The organism is Hydrogenophaga sp. ANAO-22, assembly GCF_042466645.1.
GTDB lineage: Bacteria > Pseudomonadota > Gammaproteobacteria > Burkholderiales > Burkholderiaceae_C > Hydrogenophaga.
In genome coordinates, this window is the sequence record NZ_CP159956.1 from 4,958,643 (window position 1) to 4,976,595 (window position 17,953).

A 17,953-nucleotide genomic window follows, 5' to 3' on the forward strand; every position below is an offset into this window, starting at 1 on the left:
CAAGATGGGTTTGCTGAGCCTTGCAATCTGGACGCCGATCTTCTTCGGCGTCGTGCTGCTGGCCCTGGGCCGCGACGATCAGGCGCACGTGGTGCGCTGGGTCGCGCTGGTGGGCGCCATTGCCGGCCTGGCCGTCACCGTGCCGCTGTACACCGGCTTCGAACTGGGCACCGCCGCCATGCAGTTCGTCGAGAAGCGCGCCTGGATCGAGAACTTCAACGTCAACTACCACCTGGGCGTGGATGGCATCTCGCTCTGGCTGATCTTGCTGACCGCCTTCATCAACGTCGTGGTGGTGGTGGCGAGCTGGGAGTCGATCACCTCGCGCGTCAACCAGTACATGGGTGCCTTCCTGATCCTCTCGGGTCTGATGATCGGCGTCTTCAGCGCGCAGGACGCGATGCTGTTCTACGTGTTCTTCGAAGCCACGCTGATCCCGATGTACCTGATCATCGGCATCTGGGGTGGCCCGAACAAGATCTACGCGGCCTTCAAGTTCTTCCTGTACACCCTGCTGGGCTCGCTGCTCATGCTGGTGGCCCTGATCTACCTGTACACGCAGTCCGGCGGCAGCTTCGCGCTGGCCGACTGGTACAAGCTGCCCCTGGGCGGCACCGCGCAGACCCTGCTGTTCTTCGCCTTCTTCGCCGCCTTCGCGGTGAAGGTGCCGATGTGGCCGGTGCACACCTGGCTGCCCGACGTGCACGTGGAAGCCCCCACCGGCGGTTCCGCCGTGCTGGCGGCCATCATGCTCAAGCTGGGTGCCTACGGTTTCCTGCGCTTCTCGCTGCCCATCCTGCCCGATGCCGCGCACGAATGGGCCTGGCTGATGATCGCGCTCTCGCTCATCGCCGTGATCTACGTGGGCCTGGTCGCCATGGTGCAGCAGGACATGAAGAAACTCGTGGCCTATTCGTCGGTGGCCCACATGGGCTTCGTCACCCTGGGCTTCTTCGTCTTCAGCGACCTCGGCGTCTCCGGCGCGATCGTGCAGATGATCGCCCACGGCTTCGTCTCGGCCGCGATGTTCCTGGGCATCGGCGTGCTGTACGACCGCGTTCACTCGCGCGAGATCGCCGACTACGGCGGCGTGGTCAACACCATGCCCAAGTTCGCCGCTTTCGCGCTGCTGTTCACCATGGCCAACTGCGGCCTGCCGGGCACCGCCGGTTTCGTGGGCGAGTGGATGGTCATCATCGCCGCCGTCAAGGCCAACTTCTGGATCGGCCTGCTGGCCGCCTCGGCCCTGATCTTCGGCGCCGCGTACTCGCTGTGGATGTACAAGCGGGTCTACCTCGGCAGCGTGGGCAACGACAACGTCAAGGCCCTGGTCGACATCAACGCGCGCGAATTCCTGGTGCTGGGCGTGCTGGCGCTGGCCGTGCTCTACATGGGTGTCTATCCCAAGCCCTTCACCGACGTGATGGATGCGTCCGTGGCCGAACTGCTGCGCCACGTCGCCATCTCCAAACTGAACTGAGCTCACGCTACACGAGAGAACGCTCACATGATTGACAAGCTCAGCTGGGTCGCGGCCTACCCAGAAATCCTCCTGATGACGATGGCCTGCGTGATCGCGCTGGTCGATCTGGCGGTGAAGACGCCGCTGCGCGGCGTCACCTACGGCCTGACGCTGCTGACGCTGGGCGTCATCGCGGTGCTGCAGGGCCTGGCCGCGAGCTCGGGCAACACCGTCTACGGCTTCGGCGGCATGATCGTCAGCGACCCCATGGGCAACTGGCTCAAGTGCTTCGCCTCCATCGCCATGATGGTCACCTTCGTGTACGGCCGCGCCTACTCGGGCCAGCGCGACATGCTGCGCGGCGGCGAGCTGTTCAGCCTGGGCATGTTCGCGCTGCTGGGCATGTTCGTCATGATCTCCAGCCACCACTTCCTGGTGATCTACCTCGGCCTGGAGCTGCTCACGCTCTCCAGCTACGCCCTGGTGGCGCTGCGCCGCGACGACGTGAAGGCCACCGAAGCGGCCATGAAGTACTTCGTGCTGGGCGCGCTGGCCAGCGGTTTCCTGCTCTACGGCCTGTCCATGGTCTATGGCGCCACCGGTTCGCTGAACCTCACCGAGGTGATGCTGACCATCGCGGGCGGCGACGACACGCTCGTGGGCTCGCCGCAGGTGCTCACCCTTGGCCTGGTGTTCGTGGTGGCCGGCCTGGCCTTCAAGCTCGGCGTGGTGCCCTTCCACATGTGGGTGCCCGACGTGTACCACGGTGCCCCGACCGCCATCACCCTGATGATCGGTGGCGCGCCCAAGCTGGCCGCCTTCGCCATCGTGATCCGCCTGCTGGTCGAAGGCCTGCAGCCGCTGGCCGTGGACTGGCAGCAGATGCTCGCGGTGCTCGCCGTCATGTCGCTGCTGGTGGGCAACCTCGCCGCCATCGCGCAGAACAACCTCAAGCGCATGCTGGCCTTCTCGACCATCGCGCAGATGGGCTTCCTGATGCTGGGCCTGCTCGCGGGCGTGGTGCAGGGCGCCGACGGCCTGGACAGCAGCAACATGGCCAACGCCTACGGCTCGTCCATGTTCTACGTCGTCACCTACGTGCTGACCACGCTGGGCACCTTCGGTGTGATCCTGCTGCTCTCGCGCAGCGGCTTCGAGTCGGAGAACATCAGCGACCTGGCCGGCCTGAACCAGCGCAGCCCGCTGTACGCCGGTGTGATGGCGGTCTGCATGTTCTCGCTGGCCGGTGTGCCGCCGCTGGTGGGTTTCTACGCCAAGCTCGCCGTGCTGCAGGCGCTGCTGGCTTCGAGCGCCGCGTTCTATGTGGGCCTGGCCGTGTTCGCGGTGATCATGTCGCTGATCGGCGCGTTCTATTACCTGCGCGTGGTCAAGATCATGTACTTCGATGCGCCCACGCAGACCGCCGAGATCGAGGCCGGGCTGGACGCGCGCGCGGTGCTCTCGATCAACGGCCTGCTGGTGCTGGTGCTCGGCATCGTGCCTGGCGGCCTCATGACCCTGTGCGCCCAGGCCGTGGCGCAACTGCTGGCCTGATCGCGTTGGCGGCGCACCGGTGAACTTGCCGGTGGCTGCCGGCTCACACCGTTCCATGACCCACACACTCTCTGTCTGGCTGGTGCTGATCACCGCCTTCGTCGCGGCCAACCTGCCTTTCCTCAACAACCGCTGGCTGGCCGTGCTGCCGCGCCGCGCGCCCAAGACGCTGTGGATGCGCGTGGGTGAACTGGTGCTGCTGTACTTCTTGGTCGGTGCGTTGGGCCTGGCGCTCGAACGCGACGCCGGCCAGATCGCCCCCCAGGGCTGGGAGTTCTACGCCACCACGGGTTCGCTGTTCCTGACCTTGGCCTTCCCCGGCTTCGTCTACCGCTACCTGTTTCGCCGCCGCGGCTGATGGCCGAGCTGCCCATGGCCGACGACAGCCACCTCCGAGAAACCCCGCTGTCGCGCACCGAGTTGCTGCGCGGGCATTTCCTGCATGTGGTGCGCGACACCGTGCGCATGCCTGATGGCGCCCACGCCACGCGCGAGTTCGTGCTGCACCCGGGCGCGGTGATGGTGATTGGCCTGCTGGACGACGGCCGTGTGGTGATGGAGCGGCAGTTTCGCCACCCCATGCAGGCGGTCATGATCGAATTCCCCGCCGGCAAGCTCGACGCGGGCGAGGGCAGCCTGGCCTGCGCGCAGCGCGAGCTGCTCGAGGAAACCGGCTACAGCGCCCGCGAGTGGGCCTTCGCCGGCCGGCTCGCGCCCACCATCGCCTATTCCGACGAAGTCATCGACATCTGGTTCGCGCGCGGCCTCACGCTCGGTGAGCGCCAGCTCGACGAAGGCGAATTCCTGGACGTGTTCGCCGCCACCCCCGCCGAGCTGCAGGCCTGGTGTTTCAGCGGCGAAGTGATCGACTGCAAGACCCTGATCGGCTCCATGTGGCTGCAGAACGTGCAGCGCGGCGAATGGGTTCTGGAATGGGCCACCCACCCGAACGGGGTGGATGCGGGACAATCCGGGGCATGAAGGTCCTCAACCTGCAGTGCGCGCACCAGCACGAATTCGAAGGCTGGTTCGGCTCCGAAGACGACTACACGAGCCAGCTCGAGCGCGGCCTGGTGTCGTGCCCGATGTGTGGCGATGTGCACATCCAGAAGAAGCTCTCGGCACCGAGGCTGAACCTGCGCGCCGGCCGCCAGGAGGCGCAGGCGCCGACCGAACCGGCCGCCGGCACGGCGGTGGCCATGAGCAACCACGGTGGCCAGCCCGACCTCGTGGCCATGCAGGCGCGCATCATGCAGGCGCTGCGCGAGGTGATGGCGAACACCGAAGACGTGGGTGAACGTTTCGCCGACGAAGCCCGGGCCATGCACCATGGCGAGGTCGAGCACCGGCAGATCCGGGGACAGGCGAGCCCGCAGGAAGCCCTCGAACTCATGGAGGAGGGCATCGAGGTGATCGCCTTGCCCTCCGTGCCCGGCATCAAGGAAACGCTGCAGTAGCCCCTCCGAGGCGCGTGCCTCACCCCCAGAGATGCCGTGGAACCGGCTTGGCCGGGCCACAGGCATCGTCCCCCTCCAAGCGCCGAAGGCGCGCCAGAGAGGGGGGAAGCCGCGCAGCGGCGCAGGGGGGAGTTACGGATACAGGCCTCGCAGGTCGCGCGCGTGCAGGATGCGCTTGCAGGCCACGATGAAGGTCGCCGTGCGCAGGCTCACCTTGTTCTCGTCGGCCACCTGCCACACGGCGGCGAAGGCGTCCTTCATGATCTTGACCAGACGGGCGTTGATCTCGTCCTCGCTCCAGAAGAAGCTGGAGAAGTCCTGCACCCACTCGAAGTAGCTCACCGTCACGCCGCCGGCATTGGCGATCACGTCGGGCAGCACCAGCACGTTGCGCTCGTGCAGGATGTCGTCGGCCTGCGGCGTGGTCGGGCCGTTGGCGCCCTCGATCACCATGCGCGCCTGGATGCGGCCGGCGTTGGCCTCGGTGATCTGCGATTCGAGCGCGGCGGGGATGAGGATGTCGCAGGGCACGTCCCAGAAGGCGTCGTTGGCCATCACTTCGGCACCGGCAAAACCCGCCACCGTGCCCGCGCGCTTCACATGGTCCAGCAGCGCCGGCACGTCGAGGCCGGCCTCGCGGTAGATGGTGCCGCCGTGGTCCTGCACCGCGACCACCTTGGCGCCGGCTTCGGCGAACAGCTTGCCGGCCACGCCGCCCACGTTGCCGAAGCCCTGCACGGCCACGCGCGCGGTGGCCACGTCCAGGCCGATGCGGCGCGCCGCTTCCACGCCCACGGTGAACACGCCGCGGCCCGTGGCCTCGCGCCGGCCCAGCGAGCCGCCCAGGTCCACCGGCTTGCCGGTGACCACGCCGGTGGCGGTGGCACCCTCGTTCATCGAGTAGGTGTCCATCATCCAGGCCATGATCTGCTCGTTCGTGTTCACGTCCGGCGCCGGGATGTCCTTGGTCGGGCCGATGATGATGCCGATCTCGCTCGTGTAGCGGCGCGTCACGCGCTCGAGCTCACCGCGCGTGAGCTGGCGCGGGTCGACGCGGATGCCGCCCTTGGCGCCGCCGTAAGGCACGTTCACCGCCGCGTTCTTGATCGACATCCAGGCCGACAGGGCCATCACCTCGGACAGCGTCACGTCCTGGTGGAAACGAACACCACCCTTGCCCGGGCCGCGCGAGGTGTTGTGCTGCACGCGGTAGCCCTCGAAGTGGGCCACGGTGCCGTTGTCCAGGTGGATCGGCACGTCCACGATCAGCGTGCGCTTGGGCCGCTTGAGGGTGTCGACCCAGCGCGCCAGCGGGCCCAGGTAGGGCGCGACGCGGTCCACCTGTTGCAGGTAGACGCCCCAGGGGCCGAGGTGCTTGGGGTCGAGGTAGGAGGGAAGGGCTTGCGTGAAAACGGCCGGGGCGCTGGTGGCGCTGCCGGCCGGGACGGGCGGTGTTTGTGACATGGAAGATTCCTTGTGGGTGTGTGGCCCGGTGCTGAGCCAACACGCGCAAGCTTACGAAGATGGCCTCGTCATGTCCAAGGCCATGATGCCATCGTGTTATGCATCCATTGCATAGTTGAACCTTTTTCTACCTGCCGTCTATGCGTTGAACTGCAGCGCCGCCAGCCCCGCGTACACGCCGCCCTGTGCCACCAGCTGGGCGTGTGTGCCCTGTTCAACGAGCCGGCCATGGTCCAGCACCACGATGCGGTCGGCCTGCTGCACGGTGGCCAGGCGGTGGGCGATCACGAGCGTGGTCCGGTCCTTCATGGCCGATTCCAGCGCGGCCTGCACCATGCGCTCGCTCTGCGCGTCCAGCGCGCTGGTGGCCTCGTCGAGCAGCAGCAGGGGCGGGTTCTTGAGCATGGCGCGCGCGATCGCGATGCGCTGGCGCTGCCCGCCCGAGAGCCGCACGCCGCGCTCGCCCAGGAAGGTGTCGTAACCCTCGGGCAGTTTCTCGATGAACTCGTCGGCAAACGCGGCGGCCGCCGCCGCGCGCACCTCGGCATCGCTCGCGCCGGGCTTGCCGTAGCGGATGTTCTCCATCGCGCTGCTGGAGAAGATCACCGGGTCCTGCGGCACGATGCCGATGCGCTGGCGCAGCGCGTGCAGGTCCAGCTGGTCGATCGGCACGCCGTCGAGCCGGATGCTGCCCAGCGCCGGGTCGTAGTAGCGCAGCAGCAGGCCGAACACGGTCGTCTTGCCCGCGCCGCTGGGCCCGACCAGCGCGACCGTCTGCCCCGGCTGCACGGCCAGCGTGAATCCGCTGAGCGCCGCCTGCGCCGGGCGTGAGGGGTAGTGGAAGGTGACGTCGTCGAAGGCCAGCGCGCTGCCGCCTTGCGGCGCCGGCGCCTGCAGGGGCCGCGCGGGCGACTGCACCGGCGATTCACTGGCCAGCAGCTCCATCAGCCGTTCGCTCGCGCCCGCGGCGCGCAGCAGGTCGCCATACACCTCGCCCAGCACCCCCACCGCGCCGGCCAGGATGATGATGTAGACCACGGTCTGGCCCAGGTGGCCCGGCGTGATGGTGCCGGCCAGCACCGCCTGCGTGCCCTGGTACAGGCCCCAGAGCAGCAGCGCGGCCGTGCTGATGATGATGAAAGCCACCATGCCGGCGCGGGCCTTGGTGCGGCGGATGGCGGTGACGAAGGCGCTCTCCGTCGAGTCCTTGAAGCGCCCCGCCTCGCGGTCTTCGGCGGTGTAGCTCTGCACGATGGGGATCGCGTTGAGCACCTCGGCCGCGATCGCGCTGGAGTCGGCCACGCGGTCCTGGCTGGCGCGCGAGAGCTTGCGCACGCGCCGGCCGAACCACATGCTGGGCAGCACCACCAGCAGGATGATCAGCAGCACCTGCAGCATCACATACGGGTTGGTCCACACCAGCATGATCAGCGCGCCGATGCCCATCACGCCATTGCGCAGGCCCATGGAGAGCGAGGAGCCCACCACGGTCTGCACCAGCGTGGTGTCGGTGGTCAGGCGCGAGAGCACCTCGCCGGTCTGCGTGGTCTCGAAGAACTGCGGGCTCTGTCGCAGCACGTGGCTGTAGACCGCGTGGCGCAGGTCGGCCGTGATGCGTTCGCCCAGCCAGCTCACCAGGTAGAAGCGCGCGGCGGAGAACAGGCCCAGGGCCACCGCCACGGCGAAGAGTTCGAGGAAGTGGCCGCGCAGCCCCATGGCCTGCGCGCTGCGGTCGCCCGCCACCAGGCCGCCGTCGATCAGGCCGCGCAGGGCCACCGGAAACAGCAGCGTGGCAACGGCCGCCAGCACCAGGAACAGCATCGCCAGCACGATCTGGGTGCGGTAGGGCCGCATGAAGGGCAGCAGGCCGCCGAGCGAGGTGGGCGATTCGGCTTTGGGGCGGTCGGAGGAGGGTGTGGGCATGGTGCAGAGTGTGCCGGTTTTGGGGGCCGGGCGTGAATGGGGGCTCGGTGCTAGGATGCCTCCCAATTTTTCAATTTCAAGGGACGGGGATGGCACAACAGGACGATTTCGCGCCCACCGTGGCGCTGGCGGATGAGCGCGCCGCGGCGGCGGCGCAGGCGCTGGACATCCGGTTCACCGGCTCGGGCAGCGAGTACTTCCGCATCTGGATCGTGAACCTGCTGCTCACGCTGGTCACCCTCACCCTGTATGCGCCCTTCGCGCGCGCCCGGCGCATCGCCTACTTCCAGAACAACACCCTGGTCGGCGGCGACCCGCTGGGCTTCCACGCCGACCCCTGGAAGATGTTCCGCGGCTACCTGCTGGTGCTGCTGCTGGGCGTGGGTTACTGGGCGGTGTCGAACTTCCTGCCCCACCTGGCGTGGATCGCGCTGCTGGTTTTCATGGTGCTCTGGCCCGCGCTGTGGCGCGCCTCGCTGCAGTTCCGGCTGCGCAACACCAGCTGGCGCGGCGTGCGCCTGAGCTTCGCGGGGGATCTGAAGGGCGCCTACCTCAGCATGCTGCCCTTCTTCCTGCCCGCGCTGGCCTTCGTGCTGTTCCTGCCCGCCGTGACCGAAGGCGAAGAGATGGCGCCCGAGGTGGCCCGGCGCAGCGGCATCGTGATTGGCTCGGTGGTACTGCTCTTCACGGCGCTGGTGCCCTGGCTCATGGCGCGCATCAAGCGTTACCAGCATGGGGGCTATGTGTTCGCGCAGCAGCGCACGCAGCTGGACACCGGCACCGGCCGCTTCTACGGGCTGTTCCTGAAAACGGGAGGTGTGAGCCTGCTGGTGGGCCTGGTGGGCGCCGCGCTGGTCGCCCTGGTGCTGTTCGTGCTGGCGCGTGGCATGTTCGGCGACCTGGCGGCCGGCCAGCGGCGGGCCCTGGTGGCGCTGGTGGTGCCGGTGGCGCTGGGGGTGATCTACCTGCTGATCCCGCTGGTCAGCGCCCCATACTTCGGCGCGCGTTTCCAGGACCTGCTGTGGAACGGCACGCGCAGCGAGAAGGTCCGCTTCGGCAGCGCGCTGCGCTTTCGCAGCCTGTTCCGCGTCACCCTGGTCAACTGGCTGCTGATCGTGGTCACGCTGGGCCTGTACTGGCCCTTCGCCAAGGTGCGCACCGCGCGCCTGAAGCTCGAGGCCATGTCCTTGGCGGTCGATGGGCCGGTGGATGACTGGCTGGCGAGCGCGCAGCAGGCCGGCAAGGGGGTGCTGGGCGACGCGGCCGGCGACTTCTTCGGCATGGACATGGGGCTCTGATGGGCGCTGCGCCGGCCTCGCTGCACAGCCAGTGGTTCGACGGCCAGTCGCCCAGGCCGCGCGCGGTGACGCTGCGCGTGGAGGCGGGCGAGCTGCTCATGCAAGCGGGTGAGGACACGCGGCGCTACCCGCTGGCGCGCGTGCGCTGGCCCGAGCGGCGCACGCATGGCCAGCGCCAGGCCGAGTTGCCCGACGGCGGTCTCATCCAGCACGCCGATGCGGCGGCGTGGGACGCCTGGGCGCAGGCCAGCGGTTTGCAGGACAGCGCGGTGGTGGGCTGGATGCAGAGCTGGCGCGCCGCGCTGGTGGCGCTCGCGGGTTCGGTGGTGTTCCTGGGGGCCGCCTGGTTGTGGGGCGTGCCGTGGTTGAGCCAGACGCTGGCGCACCAGGTGCCGGATTCGCTGGACCGGCATGTGGGGCAGCAGAGCTTGCAGCAGCTGGACAGCCTGTTCCTGCGGCCGAGCGCCCTGCCGCAGAAGCGGCAGGACGAGTTGCGCCAGCGTTTCAAGTCGCTGGTGGATCGCGCTTATCCGCAGGGGGATGCGCCGCACTGGGAGCTGGCGTTCCATGCCTCGCCGGTGTTGGGCGCGAACGCGTTTGCGTTGCCGGGTGGTTACATGGTGATGACGGATGAGTTGGTGGAGTTGTTGCACGACCAGCCGGATGCGTTGGTGGGCGTGTTGGCGCACGAGTTGGGCCATGTGGAGCACCGCGATGGGCTGGACATGGTGGTGCGCGCGAGTCTGATCAGTGCGTTGGTGGGGGTGGTGTTGGGGGATGCGAGCGGTTTTCTGGCCACGGTGCCGGCGACGTTGGCGACCCAGGCCTATTCGCGCGACACCGAGCGGCGCGCCGATGCGCATGCGGCTCGGCTGATGCACGCGGGGGGTGTGCCGCCGGCGGCCATGGCGGTGTTTTTCGAGCGCATGCTTGTTGAGGCCGACAAGGACTCTTCTCCGCAGGATGAGGAGGACCGTGTGTCGTTGCCCATCGCGATTGGCAGCCACCCGGATCACTTGGAACGCATTCGGTTTTTTCGGGAGTGGCGGCCTGAGGACTCGCGCTAGTTTCTGACCTTGCACCTCGCGCTGACGGCTGGCGTGGTCCGCGTTCTCCGGCGCTGCTCGCGGACGACTGCCCTGGCGCTCATGCGTTACCTCAACAACACCGCTGCTTCACACAGCCTCTGTGGCAACCGCGAATGGGCGCCTGCGCCCGCGAACCCCACCATCCGTCGAGAGGAAGGGAATGGAACGCCATTCAAGTGAAACTTGAATTCAACCACTTGAATTGCACCATGCCACTGGGTCGATGGTGCGGGTGGCCGGGCGCAGGCGCCCATTCGCGGTTGCCACAGAGGTCGTGTGCCCACACGGTATTGACGAAGTGGTATGCGAGCGCCCGGGCAGCCGTCCGCGAGCAGCGCCGGAGAACGGCCACCCGCACCAGCGGCCCCGAGACCAAGTTGGCACAAGGGCCCCGAGACCAAGCCACCCCAGCCAAGCCACACGAACCAAAACCACGCCCTGTGGCAACATGACCACCCTAAAAGGAGCCACCACATGATCACCCTGGAATTCCTGATCACCTCCCTCATCGTCGTCCTCATCCCCGGCACAGGCGTGGTGTTCACCGTGTCCGCCGGGCTGGTGCAGGGAAAGCGGGCCAGCCTGTTCGCCTCACTCGGCTGCACCCTGGGCATCGTGCCCCACTTGCTGGCCACCGTGCTCGGCCTCGCCGCCGTCATGCACACCAGCGCGCTCGCCTTCCAACTCCTCAAATACGCCGGCGTCGCCTACCTGCTCTACCTCGCCATCGCCACCTGGCGCGACCGCTCGGCCTTCGTGGTGCAGGAAGGCGGCGCACGGCGCAGCGCCCTCAGCCTCACCGTCAAAGCCTTCCTGCTCAACATCCTCAACCCCAAACTCACCATCTTCTTCCTCGCCTTCCTGCCGCAGTTCGTCGACCCCGCCGCCACCTCGCCCCTGGGCCAACTGCTCCTGCTCAGCGGCGTCTTCATGGCCATGACCTTCGGCGTCTTCGTGCTCTACGGCCTGCTCGCGCACGCCTTCCGCCGCGCGGTCATCGACTCGCCGCGCGTGCAGGACTGGCTGCGCCGCGGCTTCTCCGCCGCCTTCGCCGGCCTGGGCGCGCAACTCGCGTTCACCGAACGCTGACGCACCGCCGCGCTCACAGCACCAGCCGCTGCACGTAGCCCGTCATCTCCAGATACCCCCGCCCCACAGCCTTGCCGTTGCTGTCGATCAGGTCGGACAGCCCTTCCCAATACACCGTGCCGGTGCTCGAACGGCTGTCGAGTTCCTGCGGGTCGATGACGGCCTTCACCGTGTAGAAATCGCCCGGCGTGCGCACCACCCACTCCACCGGGTAGCGCGCGCGCGTGAGCGGGCTGGTCCACCAGCGCCGGGGCTGGAAGTCCACCTCACCCGCGCTGAAGCGGTAGATGTCGGTGGCGCTCTGCGCGCTGCCCGCGGCGCGGAACGAGCCCCCGGCCCAGAGCTTGCTGCCGTCCTTGCGGCGCAGCTGGAAGGCCGTGAGGCTGTGGCCGTCGAAGAGGTTCATGCCGATCCAGTCCCAGCCCACCGCCTCGGGGTGCAGCAGGGCCTCGCTCCATTCGTGGTCCAGCCAGGCGGTGCCGCGCACCTCGAAGCGCTGGCCTTTGAGCGCCAGCGTGCCTTGCACGGCCAGGTGCGGCTGGCTCACGTAGAAGCTGGCCTGCGACGCGTCCGGCCCCTTGCGCGAAAACCCCTGGTCGCCCTGCAGCAGCCAGGCCTGCTGCGGCACCGCCTGCAGATCGATGCCGAGTTCGTCGCCCACCACGCGCGCGGTGTAGTGGCCGGTGTCGGGCCGGCGCCGCAGCGACCAGTCGCGCAGCACCACCTGCGTGTCCTCGGCGCTGGCGAACACGCCGCGCTCGGCGACTGGCGCGGGCGGCTCGCCGTCCCAGCGCGCGATGCGCTGGTCGTGCAGCAAGCGGCCGCCCTGCACGTCGGTGATGGCCGCGTGCGCGAACAGCAGCTGCTTCGCGGCCAGCGGGCCGCGCAGGGCCTGCGTGCCGTCCACGCGGCTGCGGAAGAACGTCACCTGAAAACCGAAGTCGCGCCCCGCCGTGTCCTTCGCCTGGCCGGTGAGGTACCACCACTCGGTGCGCGTCTCGTTGTGTGTGCCGTGGTCGCGCGGGAACACGAGTGGGCGCGGCCGCAGCGCATCGCCCGGGCGGTGCGCCGGTTGCGCATGAACCAGGGGCCAGGCCAGCCCCGCCGCACCCAGCAGCAGGTGCCGCCGCGTGGGAAGCCCGGGCCGATTCATGGCGCCATCAACCTTGCAACTGCGCCCGCACGTGCGCGAGCGAGGGCGCGACATCGCCGAAGCGCTCCTGCGCCCAGCCGGGGTCGAAGTAGGTCTGGCGGTAGCGCTCGCCGCTGTCGCAGAGCAGCGAAAGAAGGGCACCGCTCTCACCCCGCGCCTTCATGCCCTGCGCCAGGTCCAGCATGGCCACCAGGTTGGTGCCGGTGGACGGGCCCACGCGACGGCCCAGCAGGTCGGACAGGGCGTGCATCGCGGCCAGCGAATCGGCATCGGGCACCTCCAGCATGCGGTCGATCAGGCTGGGGATGAAGCTGGGCTCCACGCGCGGGCGCCCGATGCCTTCGATGCGCGAGCCCGGCGCGGTGAGCGTGCCGTCGCGCAGCCGGTGGTAGGCACAGAACACCGAGCCCGCCGGGTCGGCCACGCACAGCTGGCTGGCGTGGCGCCGGTAGCGCAGGAAGCGGCCGATGGTGGCGCTGGTGCCGCCCGTGCCCGCGCCGACCACGATCCAGCGCGGCACCGGGTGGCGTTCGTGCGCCATCTGCTCGAACATGCTCTGCGCGATGTTGTTGTTGCCGCGCCAGTCGGTCGCGCGCTCGGCGTTCGTGAACTGGTCCATGTAGTGGCCACCGGTGTCCTTCGCGAGCGCGTGGGCGGCGGCGTACACCTCGCCGGTGGTCTCCACGAAGTGGCAGCGCCCACCGTAGAGGGCGATCTGGTCCAGCTTTTCCTGCGAGGTGCTGCGCGGCATCACGGCGATGAAGGGCAGGCCGAGCAGGCGGGCGAAGTAGGCCTCGCTCACGGCGGTGGAGCCGCTGGACGCTTCCACGATGGTGGTGCCTTCGTGCACCCAGCCGTTGCACAGCGCGTAGAGAAACAGCGAGCGCGCCAGCCGGTGCTTCAGGCTGCCGGTGGGGTGGGTGGACTCGTCCTTGAGATAGAAGTCGATGCCGTGCGCCGCCCAGCCGGGCAGGGGCAGGGCGATGAGGTGGGTGTCGGCGCTGCGGCAGAAGTCGGCCTCGATGCGGGCGATGGCCTGGTGCACCCAGGCGGTGGGGGGGTCATGTCGATCTTCGGTGAAGGCGGGGGGGAGGCAGGCATTGTGTATTACCAGTCTTCTTTCACCGCGCGCACCGCGTCGCGGCTGGCGGCGGCCTGGCCGGCGAGCCAGGCGGTGAGCGTGCCGGCCACCACCACGGCGGCGCACAGCGCGAGCAGGCGGGCCCAGGGCAGCACGAGGTCCATGGTCCAGTGGAAGCTCTGCGGGTTGACCACGTGCACCAGCACCAGGCTCACGGCCAGGCCGAGCGCGAGGCCGGCGAGGGCGCCGAGCACCGTCCAGGCCAGGCCTTCGAGCGCCACCACGCCCAGGATCTGCGACCGCGTGAGGCCCAGGTGCGCGAGCAGGCCGAATTCGCGCCGGCGCGCCAGCACCTGCGCGCTGAAGCTCGCGGCCACGCCGAACAGGCCGATGCCGATCGCCACCGCCTGCAGCCACACGGTGACGGCGAAGCTGCGGTCGAAGATGCGCAGCGAGTTGGCGCGGATCTGACCGACCGAGGCGAACTCGATGGCGTTCGCCGCACCCTGTGCCTCGGCCAGCGCGCGGATGCGTTCGCGCACCGCGTTTTCGTCGGCCCCTTCGGCCAGGTGCAGCGCGAGGTCGTTCACGCGCGCGTCGCCGGTGAGGCGCACGAAGTCGGCGCGGTCCATCACCACGCTGCCGTGCTGGCGCGCGTAGTCGCGCCACACGCCGGCCACGAAGAAGCGCGTGCCGCGCACCTGCGGCTCGGCGAAGGCCTGCGCGAGCGCGGGCAGCCAGCTGCCGGGCCGGGCACCGTAGAGGTCCACCATGGCCTCGCTCACATAGACCGTGACCACGCGCTGTTCGCCCTCGGGCACGGCGGGGGCGGGCAGGGGGTTGCCCACCAGGGGCAGGCTGAGCGTGCCGCCGGTGGTTCTCTCCAGCGGGCGCGTGAGCAGCGCGATGGCGGGGCGCTCGGGCGCGAGCTGCACCGGCGTGGCGCGCAGCGTGTCCACGCGGGCCACGCCCGGGACACCGGCCACGGCGGTCACGAACCCGGTGGGCAGGTGGCTGCCGTCGCCCGCGCCGCTGCCCACGCTGCGCACGTAGAGCTGGGCGGGCAGCACGGCGTCGAGCCAGTGCGTGACCGAGTCGCGAAAGCTCGCCACCATCACCGTGAGCGCGACCGACAGCGCCAGGCTCGCGACCACCCCGCTGGTGGCCACGGCGGCGGTCTCGCGCAAGCGGCGCGCGCGCTCCACCGCGAGCACCGGCAGGGCGTGGCGCGCGACGCGCGGCGCGATGCGGTCCAGCAGCCAGCCCACGCCCAGCGGCAGCGCCGCGATGCCACCCACCAGCAGCAGGCCCACCGACACATAGGCCGCCAGGGGAATGCCCGCCACCGGCGGCGCCCAGGCCATGGCGGCGGCCAGCAGCACCAGGGCCAGGGCCAGCGTGTGGCGGCGCGCGCCGGGCCGCGGCGGCGCGCCCAGGCCCTTGAGCGCGAGCGCGGGCGCCAGGCGCGCGGTGGCCTGCGCGGGCCACCAGCCGCCCACCAGCGCCGCCACCACGCCCAGCAGCAGGTAGACCGTGGCCGCCAGCGGGCTCCACAGCAGCGGCGGCGCCACGCCCGAGAAATAACCCCCGCCCAGGTCGCCGCCGAGCAGGCGCAGCGCGAGCGCGGCCAGGGCCGTGCCCAGCGCGATGCCCAGCGCGCTGCCCAGCAGGCCGAGCAGGGCCGACTCGGCCAGCACCAGGCGCAGCCGCTCGCGGCTGGACAGGCCCAGCACGCCCAGCAGCGCGAACTGCGGCTGGCGCCGCGCCACCGACAGCGAGAGCACCGAGAACACCAGGAAGGCGCCGGTGAACAGGGCCACCAGCGCGAGCACCGTGAGGTTGACGCGGTAGGCGCGCGAGAGGTTGCTCACGCGCTCGCCCGACTGCTCGGGCCGCTGCGCGATCACGTTCGGCGGCAGGTCCAGCGCGGCCAGCACCTCGCTGGCGCGCGCGCCGCTGGCCAGGCGCAGGTCGATGCGGCTGAGCTGGCCCACGCGGTCCATCAGCGCTTGCGCGGCGGCCACGTCCATCACCAGCAGCGGCGCGCCGGGGGCGTTCACGCGGCCGGCCACGCGCAGCACCGCGCCGTTCTGCAGCCGCACGGTGGTCTGCCCCGCGAAGGCCTGTTGCGCCGCCGCGTTGAGGAACACGGTATCGGGCGCGAAGAGGTCGAAGCGGCGCGTGGTGTTTTCGCCGTCGGTCACCGGCATCAGGGCGGGCGAGAGGCCGGCCACCACCAGCGCGTCCACACCCACCAGCTTCGCGCCCAGGCGCTCGCCGTCGCGCGCGAGGGCCTGCACGGGGTCTTCCAGCACCGGGCTGGCGAGCGCCACGCCGGGGTGCGCGGCCACGCGGGCGAGCAGGGCGTCGTCCAGCGGGCCCTGGCGCGCGCGCAGCTCCACGTCGGGCTGGCCGTTGACCGAGCTCACCGCGCTGGAGAACTCGGCCAGCGCCGAGGCGTTGATCAGGTGCACCGCGAAGGCCAGCGCCACGCCCAGCATGACCGCCACCACCGCCGAGGCGTTGCGCCAGGGGTGGTGGCGCAACTCTTGCAAGGAGAAGGTCGAGAGCAGCGCGCGCATGGCGTGGAGCTTAAGCCCTCGCGCTTGGTGAGGCAGCGCACCGACGAAGCCGCGGCAAAGGCCTAAGATGGTCCAACGGTTGTCTGGCGTTCACCGATCACACAGCGCCTTCACGCGCTGCCGCCCGCCGCAAGGCGGGTCCACTTCTCCCCACACGGTGACCCCATGGTTCGCATCCACCTCGCCATCGATCTGCAGTACGAGATCCACCCACCCGGTGCCGATTTCATCTTCAACGTGCAGGCCGCGCATTCGCCCCAGCAGACCGTGAGCTGGGAGCAGCTGCAGGTCAGCCAGCCCGTGCCCCTGCTGATGCACACCGACGCGGCCACGCGCACGCGCACGCTGCGCCTGAGCGCCGGGCCGGGCGCGCTGTCGGTGCGCTACCGCGCCACGGTGGACATCGAGCACCACGTGGCGCAGCCCGATAGCGTGTTCGAGACGCCCGTGGCCCAGTTGCCGCCCGAGGCGCTGGCCTACATCTACCCCAGCCGCTACTGCCAGTCCGACTGCGTCACCGCCCTGGCCAACGAGCTGTTCGGCCAATTGCCCATGGGCTACACACGGGTGCAGGCGATCCAGCAATGGGTGCAGAGCCAGGTGACGTTCGAGTCGAACACCAGCAATTCCATGACCTCGGCGCTGGACACGCTCAACGACCGCAAGGGGGTGTGCCGCGATTTCGCGCACCTCATGATCACGATGTGCCGCGCGCTCAACATTCCCGCGCGCTTCACCACCGCGGTCGACTTCGGCGCCGACCCCGCCCTGGGCCCGACCGACTTCCACGCCTACGTGGAAGCCTATGTGGGGCACCGCTGGTACATCTTCGATCCTTCGGGCACCGCGATCCCCATGGGCTTCCTGCGCATCGGCACCGGGCGCGACGCGGCCGACGCCTCGTTCGCCACCATCTTTGGCGGGGTGGTCACGCACGCGCCGCGCATCGACATCTCGGCCCAGACCAGCCCGCAGCACGGCTGGCTGATGCCGGTGCACCGGCCCGAGGCCTTGTCGACCGACGGCGGCTGGCAGGCGGGCGGCTAACGCTGCTCAAGCGCGGCGCGGGCCGCTTTCTCCGTGGCGAGCAGGTGCTGCTCCATGAGGGCGACCGCGGCCGCCGCATCCCTGCGCAGGACCGCGTCGAGGATCGCCTGGTGTTCCGCCTGCACGTCCCGGGCCACCAGCGGGCCCTTGTGGCGGGCCTTGCGGTAGCGCTGCGAATGGTCCATCAACTGGTTCCAGAACCGCAGCAGCCACTCCGAACCACAGGCGCTCACCAGCGCCGCATGAAAGTGGCGGTGCTGCTTCTCCCACTCGAGATCCGTGGTGCTGCCTTCGCTCCCGGGCAGGGGGGTGCGCCCCAGCACGTGCAGGGCGGCAACCACCTCCGCTTCCCAGCGGGCGTCGCCGTGCTGGATGGATTCGGTCAGGCAAAGGCGTTCGATCTCACGGCGCGTCTTCATCAGATCGGCCAGCTCGGCGAGTGAGATCTCCAGGACGCGCGCGCCCCGCCGCGCCTCCATGGACACCAGCCCTTCGCTGGCCAGGCGGGCCAGCGCCTCGCGGATGGGCGTGAGCCCCAGGCCGAACCGCTCTTCCAGCTCCGCGACCCGCAAGCGGTCGTTCGCCCCCAGGTCGCCCAACAGGATTTCCTGCCGCAGGCGGTGGTACGCGCGCTCGGTGCGCGAGCCCGAGTCGAGGGCGGGGTCTTCTACAACGAACTGATTCATGAAGTAAATAGGAGTTTATACGAAACACAATATTTCATGAAAAACGTATATTTCATGAAATTCAGCGAC

15 protein-coding genes are annotated in these 17,953 nt (G+C 69.4%); 9 read left to right on the forward strand and 6 right to left on the reverse strand.

The window, feature by feature from the left end; translation table 11 throughout:
• The first annotated feature begins 4 nt into the window (after positions 1–4).
• From ABSY19_RS24030 to ABSY19_RS24050, 5 genes are read left to right on the forward strand one after another with little or no spacing between them, the layout of a single operon-like run.
• Positions 5–1,480 carry an NADH-quinone oxidoreductase subunit M gene (locus tag ABSY19_RS24030; protein ID WP_291120474.1) on the forward strand — a complete coding sequence of 492 codons (1,476 nt, stop codon included), beginning with the start codon at positions 5–7 and terminating at the stop codon, positions 1,478–1,480.
• A gap of 27 nt (positions 1,481–1,507) precedes the next feature.
• On the forward strand, positions 1,508–3,016 hold the full coding sequence (gene nuoN / locus ABSY19_RS24035) for an NADH-quinone oxidoreductase subunit NuoN (RefSeq protein WP_382156530.1): 1,509 nt from the start codon (positions 1,508–1,510) through the stop codon (positions 3,014–3,016).
• 55 nt (positions 3,017–3,071) lie between these two features.
• A complete protein-coding gene (locus tag ABSY19_RS24040; RefSeq protein WP_291120470.1) occupies positions 3,072–3,374 on the forward strand; it encodes a DUF2818 family protein in 303 nt (100 codons plus the stop codon).
• Entirely contained in the window at positions 3,374–3,997 is a 624-nt protein-coding gene (locus tag ABSY19_RS24045; RefSeq protein ID WP_382156532.1) for an NUDIX domain-containing protein, read from the forward strand. Before ABSY19_RS24040 ends, ABSY19_RS24045 begins: the two co-directional genes overlap by 1 nt.
• Entirely contained in the window at positions 3,994–4,473 is a 480-nt protein-coding gene (locus ABSY19_RS24050; protein WP_382156534.1) for a DUF1178 family protein, read from the forward strand. Before ABSY19_RS24045 ends, ABSY19_RS24050 begins: the two co-directional genes overlap by 4 nt.
• Before the next feature lie 132 nt (positions 4,474–4,605).
• On the opposite strand, the gene ABSY19_RS24055 is transcribed toward ABSY19_RS24050, so the two are convergent.
• Positions 4,606–5,937 (reverse strand): Glu/Leu/Phe/Val dehydrogenase, encoded by a 1,332-nt coding sequence (locus ABSY19_RS24055; protein WP_382156536.1) that lies wholly within the window; start codon positions 5,935–5,937, stop codon positions 4,606–4,608.
• A gap of 138 nt (positions 5,938–6,075) precedes the next feature.
• Positions 6,076–7,860: an ABC transporter transmembrane domain-containing protein gene (locus ABSY19_RS24060; RefSeq protein WP_382156538.1), complete on the reverse strand. Its 1,785-nt coding sequence runs from the start codon at positions 7,858–7,860 to the stop codon at positions 6,076–6,078.
• Between the two features lie 89 nt (positions 7,861–7,949).
• Here ABSY19_RS24060 and ABSY19_RS24065 point away from each other — a divergent pair, with 89 nt between their 5' ends.
• From ABSY19_RS24065 to ABSY19_RS24075, 3 genes are all read left to right on the forward strand, one after another.
• Positions 7,950–9,158 (forward strand): YjgN family protein, encoded by a 1,209-nt coding sequence (locus ABSY19_RS24065; RefSeq protein WP_382156540.1) that lies wholly within the window; start codon positions 7,950–7,952, stop codon positions 9,156–9,158.
• Positions 9,158–10,225 (forward strand): M48 family metallopeptidase, encoded by a 1,068-nt coding sequence (locus tag ABSY19_RS24070; RefSeq protein ID WP_382156542.1) that lies wholly within the window; start codon positions 9,158–9,160, stop codon positions 10,223–10,225. The genes ABSY19_RS24065 and ABSY19_RS24070 overlap by 1 nt, the downstream gene beginning before the upstream one ends.
• Positions 10,226–10,720: 495 nt before the next feature.
• Positions 10,721–11,335 carry a LysE family translocator gene (locus tag ABSY19_RS24075; RefSeq protein ID WP_382156544.1) on the forward strand — a complete coding sequence of 205 codons (615 nt, stop codon included), beginning with the start codon at positions 10,721–10,723 and terminating at the stop codon, positions 11,333–11,335.
• Positions 11,336–11,348: 13 nt separating this feature from the next.
• Here the strand turns inward: ABSY19_RS24075 and ABSY19_RS24080 are convergent, their stop codons facing one another.
• The 3 genes from ABSY19_RS24080 to ABSY19_RS24090 form a co-directional block, all read right to left on the reverse strand.
• Positions 11,349–12,488, reverse strand: coding sequence for a lipocalin-like domain-containing protein (locus tag ABSY19_RS24080; RefSeq protein ID WP_382156546.1), 1,140 nt, complete (start codon positions 12,486–12,488; stop codon positions 11,349–11,351).
• Between the two features lie 7 nt (positions 12,489–12,495).
• Complete coding sequence (locus ABSY19_RS24085) at positions 12,496–13,533, reverse strand: PLP-dependent cysteine synthase family protein (protein WP_382156548.1); 1,038 nt, start codon at positions 13,531–13,533, stop codon at positions 12,496–12,498.
• A gap of 62 nt (positions 13,534–13,595) precedes the next feature.
• Positions 13,596–16,151: an FtsX-like permease family protein gene (locus ABSY19_RS24090; RefSeq protein WP_382156550.1), complete on the reverse strand. Its 2,556-nt coding sequence runs from the start codon at positions 16,149–16,151 to the stop codon at positions 13,596–13,598.
• Between the two features lie 165 nt (positions 16,152–16,316).
• On the opposite strand from ABSY19_RS24090, the gene ABSY19_RS24095 reads away from it, so the two are divergent.
• Positions 16,317–17,198 (forward strand): transglutaminase family protein, encoded by an 882-nt coding sequence (locus tag ABSY19_RS24095; RefSeq protein ID WP_382156552.1) that lies wholly within the window; start codon positions 16,317–16,319, stop codon positions 17,196–17,198.
• Here the strand turns inward: ABSY19_RS24095 and ABSY19_RS24100 are convergent.
• Positions 17,195–17,884, reverse strand: coding sequence for a GntR family transcriptional regulator (locus ABSY19_RS24100; protein ID WP_382156554.1), 690 nt, complete (start codon positions 17,882–17,884; stop codon positions 17,195–17,197). The two genes, ABSY19_RS24095 and ABSY19_RS24100, sit on opposite strands and share 4 nt — an antisense overlap.
• Positions 17,885–17,953: the final 69 nt, after the last annotated feature.